We start from the raw sequence: 12,655 nt of genomic DNA on the forward strand, positions 1-12,655 counted from the left end.
TGTCCCGTCCCGGCTCTTGAATTGCCAATCGGATCGTAGCTCACTAGCGTACGGCCGCATCCGGATTCCGGATTCGAGGAGGGGAACGAATGGACGAGTACGAGCAGCAACTAATCGTCGCGCTCGTGTCGGAACCGCAGTCGATCCGGGAAAGACTTTCCCAGGAGGACCGGGAACAGCTCGATGTTCTGCTGGACCTCGTCGCCGAGGGCGGGAGCGAGCAGCGGTCGCGGGGGATCGCGCGCGCCGTCGCCGCCCATCTGCGCGAGGCCCTGCCGGACGACGAAGGGAGCGCGGTGGGTCGGCGGTACACCTCCTCGTCGCTGACCCGGCGGCCACCGCACGACGTACTGCTGGAACGCTTCGCGCCGGGCGGTACGGGCGGCACGCCCGAGGGGTCCCGCACCGCGGGCCCACCCGCCGGACCCGCGGCGACCTCGGGCGGCGGCGGACCGGGCGGCACACCGCCGCCCGAGGTGCGGTGGGCCTCGGCCCGCGACCGGCTGCTGGCCGAGCCCGCCCTGACGGACGCGGAACTGGCGGAGATCTTCGGCATCGCGGTCGACCAGCCCGAGCTGATCCGACTACGCGTACCCCAGGGACCTGAACTGCTGCCCGCGTTCCAGTTCGACGGGGAGGGCCGTCCCCGGCCCCTGGTGCTCGCGGTCAACGCGATGCTGGGCGCGGCGGCCGACCCCTGGGGTGTGGCCGACTGGTGGCTGGGGCCCAATCTGTGGCTGGACGCCGTGCCGGCGACCCTGCTCGGCGCGGGGCTGGACGATCAACTGCTCGCCGCCGCGAGCGTGGTGGGGGAGGACGACTGACATGGCCCGTGGAGCGAAACTCCCCGACAAGGGCACGGCGAACGCGCGGAAGGTCGTCCGCAGGGCGGGCGAGCTCTTCTACCGGGTGCACTCGCGGCACCGCGCGGCGGACGGCTTCAACCCCGAACCGCAGGACCACCACTTCGGCGGCGGTCGCTTCGACAGCACTCCGAACGATTCCTACGCGTACCTGTACGCGGCGCCCAAGCCCGAGACCGCGATCATCGAGAGGTTCGTCCGTACCCTGCGCTTCGACGGCCTGGGCAACTCCCGCGTCCTGCCGCAGAAGGAACTGGAGGGCAGGCTGCTGTCGCAGGTGCGGCTCACCCGGGACGTCGAACTGGTCTCCCTGTGCAGCATCCTCCACCTCAACGCCGTGCAGCAGAGCGACTGGTGGCTCGTGGAGTCCGAGCCCACGGAGTACGCGTTCACCCGGCGCTGGGGGCACTGGCTGCGGGCCGAGGCGGACTGGGCGGACGGCTTCGTCTGGCGCTCGCGTCTGGACGGTCCCAACGAGTCCCTGGTCCTGTTCGGCTCCGCCGCCGAGAGCGACCTGCTGACCGTGACCGACGAGCCGCCGAGGATCCTCGACGACGAGGACGGTCTGCGCTGGCTGGCCGCGACCCTGGAGGAGTACCGCGTCGAGATCGGGTCGGTGGACCCCGTACCGGGGATCGGGTCCTGACGCCGTCCACCCGCACCGTCGCACGACCCCGCCCGGGGCGTTTTCCGGGCGGGAACCGGTAGTTTTCCGGGTTGTTCCGGAGGATCGGTGGAACGGGTTCCGATGCCCGCCACCGCTCGTGCATACTTCTGATCGAAAGGCCGCGGGGAAAGACGGGGGAATGCGGCAGAAATGAAGCACGGTATTCGAGTCCCACGGGGCGAGGGAATTCGAATACCGTGCTCTTTCGCGTCGGCCGGCGCATGGGCCGGTTTTCAGGGACGCCGGTCGCTCAGCACGTCGATCACCGCACGGGCGCTGAGCGGATTGCGCGTCACCAGGTGCACCGACCAGTCGGGGTCGGCCCCGAGCACCTGTTCCAGCGTCCCGACGACGGTCTCGGCGCTGGTCCGCGCGTCGAGGCCGCCCCGGCCGGCCCCGAGCAGGGGCAGCGCGATGGACCGCAGGGGGACCCGCCCGGCACGGCGTTCGGCCGCCGCCAGCTGGAAGACGCGCCGTACGGCCGCCGCGACGGCCGCGGGCGCCGTCTCGTAGCCGTCGCCCGTCGCCGAGGGCGTGGCGACCGCCGCGTGGAGGATCCGCCGCACCCCCTGCGCCGACAGAGCGCCCGGTGAGGTGACGGCGACCGTGCCCGCCGCCACCGGGAGACCGGGCACCCCGAACATCCTTACCCAGTCCGCGAGTTGCCGTGCTATCACGTCGTCCGTGATACGGCCGACGGCGTCCTTCGTGGCCCCGGCCCGCCGCAGGCTGCCGGAGACCGTGCGCCGGAACGTCTTCGACATCTCGAAGTAGATGTTCTCCGAGGAGACCAGGACGTCCACGCCCGTGACCAGCTCGATGGGTGCCACATGCAGAGTGAGCAGGACGTCCCCGTGGGAGAAGGCGGCCCGTAACACATGCCGTCCCGCGCGGACGGGTGCGACGGTGCTCTCCGGAGAGCCGGGCCGGGAGTCCGGGAGAGGCGCCGGCTCGTGACTCCCGAAGCTCATGATCGCGCGGGCCACCTGCTGGAGCATCAGCTTCTCCTGGTGCTTGCGGAACCGCTCCGCCCCGACGCGGTAGACATGGGCCGCCCGCTCCCGGCGCTCCTTGCCCGACAGATCACGGGTACCGGAGGCGAAACCGAACGAGTGGAGGGCCGCGTCGCGCAACAGCTCCCCGTCGAGGCCCAGCACCACGGTGTGCAGCAGGTGTTCGACAGCCTCCGGCCCCCCGCCGTCGCCCGGTGCGGCTGCCTCCGCACCGGGCGAGCGGCCCGCGACACACGCGTACAGCGTCTCCAGCTCCGCCTCGTGCAGCCGCAGCAGCCCGAGTGCCCGGACCCGGCCCAGTTCGTCGACCAGCCTGCGCAGCGTCGTCGGGAGGTCGGGTCCGGCGTGCGGCTGCTCATCGGTCACCGCTCAAGGATGGGCAGGGGTCCCGCGCCGGGCAAGCGGTTTGGGGCGATCAGGAGGAATCGGTACGATTATTCGCCCGATGGTGCGGTCAAGGTGACGCCGAGGGAGACAGGGGTGCCGAAGTTCGGGGTGCCGTCGGCGTTCCAGGTGAACTTCTGCGCCCTGGTCGATCGGTTCATGTCGCAGCCTCCGGAGGCGGAGTTGTTGGCGTGGTAGACCATCCAGTCCTCGGTCCCGTCGGGCGACTTGAAGAACCCGTTGTGGCCGGGGCCGTAGACGCCGTTGGCGTTGGACCGCTGGAAGACCGGGTTCGGCGACTTGACCCACGAGGAGGAGCTGAGCGGGTCCCCGCCGTTGTAGGTGAGCATGCCGAGCTTGTAGTCGGGGGTGGAGCAGTGGCTGGCCGAGTAGACGATGAAGGTCCTGCCGCCGCGCTGCAGGACCTCGGCGCCCTCGTTGACCGCGCCGCCCACCGTCTCCCAGCTGTAGGTCGGCGTGGAGAGCACACGGCGGGTGCCGCTCGCGGTCCACGGGTTCGACAGCGGGCGGATGAACATGGGCTGCGAGCCGTTGTAGAACGTGCCCAGGAGGTACAGCTTGCCGTCGAGTTGCAGGATGCCGGGGTCCAGCTCCCAGGTGTTGTCCTGGGTCGGGTCGAGCAGGTCGGCCTTGAAGCTGTACGGGCCCATGGGGTCCAGGCCGGCGCTCTCCAGGACGTGGATCCGCTGGGTGCCCAGGTCGTACGGCTCCCGGCCGGCCGTGTAGTAGAAGTACCAGCGCTTGCCGTTGGGGCCGTCGAGGAGATGGAACTCCGGGGCCCACATCGTGCCTGCCCCGTTGGGCCGGGTCAGATTGAAGATCACCTGTTCGTTGGCCGTGGCGAGCCCGGCGAGCGTGCTCGCCTTGCGCATGGTGACCGTCGAGTTCCAGGTCGTGGTGGCGAGGTAGTAGAAGCCGTCGTGGTACGTCAGCCACGGGTCGGGGCCGCGCTGGGCCAGCGGGTTGGTGAACGTCTTCGGGGTGGTGGTGCCGCCGGTGAAGTCGGGCAGCCGCCACACCCTGCCGTTCGTCGTGGCGCACGGCAGCTGCACCAGGTTGGTGTTCGAGGCCGACGAACCGCCGCTCGGCGCGACGCACTTGCCCGAGCCGACGGAGACCAGGTTGAAGGTCTTGTCCGTGCCGGCGACCGACACCGGTGTGAGCCGCCACTGCTGGTTGGTCGCACCGTGGCAGGGCCACTGGATGACCGCGGCGTTGTCCGCCGTGGAGGCGCCGTACACGTCGACGCACTGCCCGGACCGGGTGGTGATCGTGTAGGTGTCGGCCGTCCCCGGGACCGGTGTGAAACTCAGGCTCTGGTTGGCCCCGCCGTCGCAGGCCAAGGCCCGCAGCTGAGTGCCGTTGGACGACGAACCACCCGGAAGGTCGAGGCAGTTGCCGCCGTTCTGGTTCACCCCCGTCGAGGTGAAGGCGACGGCGGCGGCAGCGGGCTGCGGCGCCACCAGGAAGGCGACCGCCATGGTGACCGACGCGAAGAACGCGGACAGGAATCTGGGACGAGTCACGGTCCGTACACCTTTGCTTCGAGGAGTCCGACGGAGTTCGTGCCGTTGCCGGTGAGCAGCACCCGTAGTCGTGTGGTGCTCGTGGCGTCGAAGGAGACGGTGTTGTACTGGTTCTTGGCCAGCGGGTAGGCCCCGGCGCCCGGCACATCCACGTACGCGCTGCCGTTCCAGTACTGGAGTTTCCACGAGGCGGGCATGTCGATGCCCTGGTCGTCGTCGAAGAAGTACACCTCGGCCTTGTTCAGGGTCTTCGCGGAGGGCCAGGTCAGCTCGGCCCACTGCTGGCCCGTCTCCGGCCAGGTTCCCCAGCGCGGGTTCACGGTGTCGTTGGACGACGGCGGATCGATCCCGTCGTTGACGGCGGTGACACTCTCCCAGGAGGAGGTGTACGACGCCGAGGCCGTGGCCGACGTCGCCAGGTTGCCCGGCGGCTGGACGCCACCCCGGTTGAACACCTTGACCTCGGTGAGGCCCGTCTTCGCGCCGGAGGCGTTGGTGGCCAGGACCCGGATGCGCTGGGCGCTGATCGCCGGGAACTGCACCCGGTTGTAGTTGGCCCGGGGCGCCACCGGACTCTTCGTCTGGTCGGGTGCGTTCACCCACGAACTGCCGTTGTAGTACTGGATCGTGTACGCGGACGGCGCCCGGTAGGTGGTGTTCGCCGGGCGGCTGTCCTTGAAGTGCAGCCGGACCTCGTTGAGTGTGCGGGTGGTGCCGAAGTTCAGCTCGTACCAGTCCTGGCTGTTGGCGGAGCCGCCCGCGCCCCAGAACGGTTCGTTGGTGGGGTAGCCGTCGACCGCGCCGGCGACAGTGCTGCCGGAGCCGGTGTGCGAGGCGGACACGGTCGCGCCGGCGGCGAGGTTGGTGAGGTCGGCGGTCAGGTCGACACCCGCCTTGGCGAGCATGTCGACCATCTGCGGGCTGTCCTGCACGACCTGGTTGGGGGCCTTGAGCCCGGACTTGGCGGTGTGGTGGGTGACCGTGCCGTTCGTGGTCACATCACCCGTGGCCGGGTCCCAGGTCAGGGGTACCAGCGAGCTGACGGTGGCGACCCGGTCGCCGTTCACGTAGACCGAATAGCCCTCCGGGATGCCGGGGTAGCGCACCACGCCGTCGGCCGGGTCGTCCCAGACGACGGACAGGTCGGCGCCCCGGTAGCGGAGGTTGTTGACGGTGAAGTGACTCCAGCCGATGTCGATCGGGGACAGCTCGACCTTGGCGTCGTTGCGGGGCCGCAGCCCGGCCACGTCCTCGATGACGGTCCAGTTGCTGCTGCCGAGGATGTTGTGGTGGATCCAGGAACGGTAGTTGACGGAGCTGCCGTTCCAGTCCGCCCAGAACTCGTTGGCGTCGGGCCACTGGGTGTTGCCGCCGACGTACTGCGCCCAGGTGTTCCAGTAGAGGAGCTTCTTGTAGTCGGTGGCGTTCATCCAGGAGTTGGGGTAGTTGCGCAGCACCGACGAGTACAGCCGGAACTGCACGGTCGAGTTGATCGTGGAGAAGTTGTTGGAGCCCGGCTCCCCGGCGTCGGCCGCCGCCTGCTTGTCGACCTGGTTGGCCGTGTAGAAGGGGAAGATCGGATACTGGGCCGGGTCGTCGTACAGCCGCAGGGCCTGCCGGTACGTCGCCGTGTTCGGGACGGCGCCGACCGAGAACGGATAGTAGTTGTTGATCTCCTTCCAGGGCACCCACTCGTTCGTCGACTTCAACCGGTGCTCGAACAGCTGCCGGTTGGGGTTCCACAGCACGTTGACGATCGCGTCCTTGATCTGCGTCGCCAGCGTGCGCATCTCGGTGGCCTTGGCCGTGTTGCCGGTCGCCTCATAGGCCTGGGCGGCGGCGAGCGCGCCGCTGTACTGGTAGGCGGACTCGGCGCGGTCCATGTTGCCGGGCTTCCAGTGGAAGGAGACGGCGTCGGCGTCGTTGCCGGTCAGGGCGCCCCAGTCGTACTCGATGAGCTTGTTGTTGTCGTGGTCGTAGTGCGCGAGCTGTCCCTTGATGTCGCCCTCGGCATAGCGGGCCAGGTTGGCGGCGATGCCCGGCTGGCCGCCGTGGATCTGGTAGCTCTTCCAGGCCGCCTCGGCGATGTACTGGGTGTAGCTGTTGGACCAGTTCTCCGGGTCACCGGGGTTGTCGAGGAAACGGCCGCCCTTGGAGGTCTGGCCGACGCTCAGCCAGTCCCCGTACGCGTAGGCCGGGTTGCGCAGGTACTTGAGGTCGTCGATGTGCATCGGCTGGGTGAGCGCGATCGCGTTGTTGTAGCCGAGGACGCCCTCGGTGGAGGTCGGGAACTGGAAGGTCTGCCCGGGGATGTCCGCGTCGAGACTGTTGAAGCGCATCAGCCACCAGCGGTAGTAGATGTTCTTCTTGATCGCAGGCTCGGGCACGTCGATGTACGGCACGTTCTGTGCCCACCACAGGTTGTAGGCCTTGACGTGGGTGGCGAACGCGGTCGCGGGTGAGTAACCCGCGTAGGCGTTGTACTCGGTCAGTGACTGGGGGATCTCGTCGGTGACGAACCCCATGACCACCTTGGCCGTCACCGTGGCGCCGGCCGCGATCGTCACGGACCGGTTGAGGCCGCCGCTGGAGACGCCGAAGCCGTCGCCGGTGAGGCGGGGGCGGAGAGTCGTGAGGTTGTTGAAGGCGTTGACCTGGCCGGTCAGTTCACTTCCGGTGCCGGAGGTGGCGTACGGCGAGGTCGCCCGCAGTTGCAGCGTCGTGGAACTGGAACCGGTGTTCCTGATGGACAGGTTGGTCACGGCGACGTTGTTGTCGGTGATGAACTTCGTCTGGTCGACCGTGACCGAGCCGCTGGTGTGGACGCTCTTCCAGTGGCTGGGCGTCTGCCGGCGCTGGGCGACCTGTTCGGTGAAGGTGCCCGGGGTGATCGCCACGGTGTACGCGCTGCTGTCGTTGATGCTCTCCCAGTAGGCGGCCTTCCCGCCGAAACCGAGCTGGGCGGGGTTGTGCTCCTTCATGAAGAGCGCCCGCCCGCGGCTCATCAGCCAGGGCCCGGCGGGATCGTTGCCGGAGCGGGCCAGCAGGCGGTCCATCCAGAAGTCGGTCCCCGAACTCTCCGAGTCGTAGATGGCCTTCATCATGTCGCCCGGCGTGTGCGCGACGGGTGGTGCCGGTATCGCGGGTCCGCCGAAGGAGGGGAACCCGATGGTCTGTGCCGCGGCGGCCGGAGGAGCGGCGACGACGGAACATGCGCTCAGCGCCAGCGCGACGAGGAGGCACCTCGTGCGCCGGCGCCGTATCAGGAGGACGTGCGGACTTCTCATCGGATGCTCCCTGTCCCGTTGACAACACGCGTTCGCTCGCGATGGCACCGACGTTCGTGAACCGGGGAGTGCGGAAAAGCGACCTGAAAGGTTTTCGCAACGTAGGAGCGGCCTGTTGAAGTGTCAAGGGAGCCGGAAGAGGCCGGAGTTCGTGGACCGAGCGGTTCAGGACACGCAGGCGTCCCTCTGCGCCCGTCCGTGCTGCGGAAACCCTTTTCGGTACTGGTTCAGTGACGTGGTGACCGGCGGACCGTCAGAACAGCCACGTCGTCGTGCCGGCCGCCGCTGCCCGCGTACGCGCGGGCGTCCTCGTACAGGGCCCGGGGCAGGTCGGTGGGGGAGAGGTCGATGTGCTTGGCGAGGCGGTCGTCGACCGGGTAGAACGTGCCGTCGGCGGCGCGGGTCTCGGTGAGGCCGTCGGTGCTCAACAGCAGCGTCGCGCCGTCCGGGAACGGGAACCAGCCCACGGTCGTGGGTTCGAACGCCAGCTCGGCGAGACCGAGCGGGACACCGGAGTCCAGCTCGGCCGTGGTGACCGTGCCCTCGTGCATCACATGGGGCGGGATGTGCCCGCAGTTGACGGCCTGCACCTCCTCGCCGACCGCGTCGATGCCGAGGACGAGGGCGGTGACGAATCGCTCGTCGTCGCCGGTGTTCTCGGCGTAGGAGTTGTGCCGGACGACGGCCGCGTCCAGGGCGTCGACGAGCGCGGTGAGCGTGGGCTCGCGATGTGCCGCTTCGCGGAAGGCGCCGATGACGGCGAACGCGGCGCCCACGGCGGCCAGTCCCTTGCCCTGGACGTCACCGATCAGCACCCGGGTCCCCCAGGGCGAGGCGACGACGTCGTAGATGTCGCCTCCGACGAGCCGGTCCCCCTGAAGGGGCTCGTAGATCCCGTTGACCAGGACGTCGTCGGTGAGCAGGGGCAGCGGGTGCAGGATGTGCCGCTGCATGGCCGCGGCCGTGGAGCGCAGCCTGAACATCTCGTGCTCGCGGCTGATCCGCCGGTGACAGGCGTACACCGAGGCCACGCCCAGGGCGAGGGTGAGCAGGACCAGCAGGAGCCGGTCGAGCCACCGGTCCGCGTCGACGTTGCGCACCACCGCCGTGGCGAAGACGACGAGCGTGGTCCACGCGGCGACGAACGCCGTCTGCCGGACGGTGCACAGCGCCGACGCCGTCCCCGGCAGGAACACCAGCAGCCCGAGGAGCCACACCTCGGACCCGGACAGCACACCGAGCGCCTCCACCAGGGCCGTCACCGTCAGCACGCCCAGGACCAGTTCGGCGTTGCGGGGCGGCTCGATGGCCTCGAAGGCATCGACGGCCTCGACGGCTCTCTTCGGGCGGCTACCGGCCATGCGAACTCCCGGGCAGATCGTGATCTCCCCGTACGGTAAGCCGGGCCCGGTCACGCACGGCGGGCGCCCCGCCGAACCGGGCCCGAGGGGGCGCCGAGCCGGCTTTCCGAATGCTGCCGAGGGGAGCGTGTGAGGGCGCGCCGAGCCGACCGATCGAAAGCCGCGGAGCCCAGCCTCGGAGGGCATGGAGCCCAGCCTCGGAGGGCCGCGGAGTCGAGCCTCAGAGGGCTCGCCGGTCGGGGGCGAGGTGGATCTTCGGGCCTGCCCCGGCCCCGGTCGGGCGTTCGCCGCTGGACCTCGTACCTGCCGGGGACGGCGAACACGGGGCTGTGATATCGCCGTGGCGGTGCCCAGCAGGGCCTTCAGTTCCGGGGCGCCCTCGGAGCTCTGGTCCGGCAGCGCCCGCCCGCCTCGGTGATGCCCGCCCTGGCGAGGAGATCGCGGTGGAAGTCCGGCACGGCGTGCCGGTGGAACAGGGCATCGATCCGACCGGGGTGTTCGTCATGCGGAATCCGCCTTTCGCGGTGTGCCGGGCCCCCGGCACACGCACGCGGCCTTTGACCGCCCCGGCTCCCTTACTGCAGCGATCACTACAGTTGGAGTGATCGCTACGGCAAAGAGTCCGCGACGTCGCGAAGACCGACGCGGCGCGCAGTCGCGGGGGAACGCCGGGAAGCCGATGCTGAACGAGGAGCGCGACCCGAGTTCTGACGACCGGTGGTGAGAGCCATGGCAAGGTCCAGTGAGAGTGCGTCGGGGCCTGCCGTCCCGTGCGCCGATCCGCAGGGCGACCCGTTCCTGCGCACCCGGTTCGCCGTACCGGCCCGGCCCGCCACGTTCCTCCGGCGGAAACGGCTGGTCGACCACCTCGACCAGGCCCTGAGAACCCCGCTGACCGTGGTCAACGGTGCCGCCGGTGCCGGCAAGACCCTGCTGGTCGCCGACTGGGCCGCACGGCAGGACCCGCCGGTCGCCTGGCTCACCACCGAGGCCGGCGACCAGGGCCCCGGCATGTTCTGGGCCTACTTCCTCCAGACGCTGCGCGCCGCCGGTGTGCCACTGGCGCCCGAGATCGGCTGCCCGGCCGACGCCGGCCGGGTGGACCGCACGCTGCTGACACGGCTCGCCGCGGAGCTGGGCGCCCGCGAGCGGCGCGTGATCGTGGTGCTCGACGAGTACGACCGGGTGACCGAACCGGAGATAGCGGACCAGCTGGAGTTCGTACTGCACCACGCGGCGCGGGGCCTGCGCCTGGTCCTCGTCACCCGCACCGAACCCCTGCTGCCCCTGCACCGCCACCGGACGGCCGGCGACATGACGGAGATCAGGAACGCCGAGCTGGCCTTCACGCCCGAGGAAGCCTCCGTCCTGCTGGGCCTGCACGGCCTGCGGCTCCCGGTGCCCGTCGCGGAGGCGCTCGTGGAGCGCACCCGGGGGTGGGCGGCCGGTCTGCGGCTGAGCGCGCTGGCCGCGCGGGAGAGCCCGGAACCGGAGACCTATCTGAAGCGGTTCGAGGCCGAGCGCACGGCCGTAGCCGACTTCCTGCTCGCGGAGGTGCTCGAACGACAGACCCCCGAGACACAGGATCTCCTCCTGCGGGTCAGCGTCCTGGAGCGGTTCAGCCCCGAGCTGGCGGACGCGCTGACGGAACGCACCGACGCCGCGGGCATCCTGGCGGAGCTGCACCGCGGGAACGCGTTCGTCGAGGACCTCGGGCACACCTGGTACCGCCTCCACCCGCTCTTCGGGGAGATCCTCCGCGCTCATCTGCGGATGCGCAGCCCCGGCCTGGAACCCGAACTCCACCGGCGGGCCGCCCGGTGGCTGCGCCACTCGGGAACCCTCGCGGAGGCGCTCGGCCACGGTGCCGCCGCGGGCGACTGGGAATTCACCGCCGGCGCCCTCGTCGACGACCTCGCCATCGGCCAGCTCTTCACGGGACTGCGCTCCGACGACCTCGCCGAACTGTTCTCCCGCATGGGCCCCGAGGCGACGAGCCCGGCCGCGAACCTCGTACGGGCGGCCCGTGAGCTCTCCCGGTGCGAACTCGACCGGGGCCTGACCCACCTGCGGCACGCGGAGCGGAGTCTGGCGGGGGAGGAGGACCGGGCGGAGACCGAGGACGAACCGGGTCCGGCTGCGGCCCGGCTGAGCTGTCTCCTGCTGGAGACGCTGGCGGCCCGGCTGACCGGCTCGCCGGGAAGGGCGGAACTGGCGGCCGGAACGGCCGAGCGACTGCGGGAGCAGGTCCCCGCCCACCTCCTGGACGCGCACCCCGAACTCACCGCCCTGCTCCTGGCCCACCTGGGGTCCACACGGCTGTGGGCCGGGCGCTTCGAGGAGGCACGTGCCGCCCTGTCCCTGGTCGCCGACGGCTCCGGGGACGCGTCGACGGCACTGCCGCGCGAGGACGCTCTCGGCCGGCTGGCCCTCATCGACTATCTGAACGGCTGGCCCGGCAGGGCGGAACGCAAGGCCATGGCGGCGCTGACCGTCTCCGAGCGGTACAGCCTCCCGCAGCCGTCCGGCTTCGGCGTCGGACGGCTGGTCCTGGCCGCCGTGGCCGTCGACCGGGACGAGCTGCGGCTGGCCCGGGCCCATCTCGACGCGGCGGCGGACGCCCACCCCACCCTGCGCGACCCGGTGGCGGAGGCCGGCCGGGCCATCGCCACCGCCCGCCTGCTGCTGGCCCGCGGGGACATCCGTGCCGCCCTGGCGGCGACCGAACCGGCCGTGGCCGCCGACGTGGCCTCACCCTGGGCGGAGGGACACACGGCGCTGGTCGCCTCCGCCGCCCACCTCGCCCGAGGCCGGCCCGAGGAAGCCGCCGAACTGCTGCACGCCGTACCCGGCCACCAGCCGGTGTGCGCCGTGGGGGAGGCACGGGCCCGGCTGGCCGCGGGCACGCCCCTCGCGGCGATCGACCTGCTGGACGGGGTACTGCCCGAGAGCCGCACCGGCCCCGCGGTGACCGTACGGGCGCTGCTGGTCCGCGCGGAGGCCGCGCACGCGGTGGGAGACCCGGCCGCCGTGCGCAGGCACGTCGCCCAGGCGCTCCACGAGGCCCGGCGCGAGCGGCTGCGCCGCCCCTTCGCCGAAGCCGGCGGGTGGCTCCGGCCCGTCCTCGACACCGCACCGCTGAGGGCCCTCGCGGCCGGCTGGCTCACCCCCGGACCGCCCTCCCGCACCGGGCCGCCCCGCCCCGAGGACCGGCCGCCGGTCGTGGAGGAACTGAGCGGACGCGAACGCGATGTGCTGCGGCGGCTGGAACGGATGATGTCCACCGAGGAGATCGCCGCCGACCTGTGCGTGTCGGTGAACACCGTCAAGACCCACCTCAAGAGCGTCTTCCGGAAACTGGCGGTCAACCGCCGCAACGAGGCGGTACGCCGCGCCCGCGAGCTGCGCCTGCTCTGACCCCGCCACGGCGTGGCCCTGTCGCCGTCCGTGACACCGGCCGGGCGACGGCGTACCCGCCGTGGCCGGTGACAGGGCCCGGCCCCGCCGCTCACGCGGCAGGGCCGGTATCCGGG

7 protein-coding genes are annotated in these 12,655 nt (G+C 70.8%); 3 read left to right on the plus strand and 4 right to left on the minus strand.

The window, feature by feature from the left end:
• The first annotated feature begins 89 nt into the window (after nt 1–89).
• The gene (locus OG622_RS43080) at nt 90–824 is read left to right on the plus strand and encodes a DUF3168 domain-containing protein (RefSeq protein WP_371582296.1); all 735 of its coding nucleotides are present in this window, start codon (nt 90–92) and stop codon (nt 822–824) included.
• Nucleotide 825: 1 nt separating this feature from the next.
• Nucleotides 826–1,509 (plus strand): RES family NAD+ phosphorylase, encoded by a 684-nt coding sequence (locus OG622_RS43085; protein ID WP_371582298.1) that lies wholly within the window; start codon nt 826–828, stop codon nt 1,507–1,509.
• 254 nt (nt 1,510–1,763) lie between these two features.
• Here the strand turns inward: OG622_RS43085 and OG622_RS43090 are convergent, their stop codons facing one another.
• The 4 genes from OG622_RS43090 to OG622_RS43105 form a co-directional block, all read right to left on the minus strand.
• The gene (locus tag OG622_RS43090; protein ID WP_371582300.1) at nt 1,764–2,909 is read right to left on the minus strand and encodes a macro domain-containing protein; all 1,146 of its coding nucleotides are present in this window, start codon (nt 2,907–2,909) and stop codon (nt 1,764–1,766) included.
• Between the two features lie 68 nt (nt 2,910–2,977).
• Nucleotides 2,978–4,474, minus strand: a complete 1,497-nt coding sequence (locus OG622_RS43095) for a family 43 glycosylhydrolase (RefSeq protein ID WP_371582301.1) — start codon at nt 4,472–4,474, stop codon at nt 2,978–2,980.
• Complete coding sequence (locus tag OG622_RS43100) at nt 4,471–7,761, minus strand: discoidin domain-containing protein (protein WP_371582302.1); 3,291 nt, start codon at nt 7,759–7,761, stop codon at nt 4,471–4,473. Before OG622_RS43100 ends, OG622_RS43095 begins: the two co-directional genes overlap by 4 nt.
• A gap of 227 nt (nt 7,762–7,988) precedes the next feature.
• Nucleotides 7,989–9,122 carry a PP2C family protein-serine/threonine phosphatase gene (locus OG622_RS43105; RefSeq protein ID WP_371582304.1) on the minus strand — a complete coding sequence of 378 codons (1,134 nt, stop codon included), beginning with the start codon at nt 9,120–9,122 and terminating at the stop codon, nt 7,989–7,991.
• A gap of 729 nt (nt 9,123–9,851) precedes the next feature.
• On the opposite strand from OG622_RS43105, the gene OG622_RS43110 reads away from it, so the two are divergent.
• Complete coding sequence (locus OG622_RS43110) at nt 9,852–12,539, plus strand: LuxR C-terminal-related transcriptional regulator (RefSeq protein WP_371582306.1); 2,688 nt, start codon at nt 9,852–9,854, stop codon at nt 12,537–12,539.
• Nucleotides 12,540–12,655: the final 116 nt, after the last annotated feature.

Origin of the sequence: Streptomyces sp. NBC_01314, assembly GCF_041435215.1 — a bacterium.
Taxonomy (GTDB): domain Bacteria; phylum Actinomycetota; class Actinomycetes; order Streptomycetales; family Streptomycetaceae; genus Streptomyces.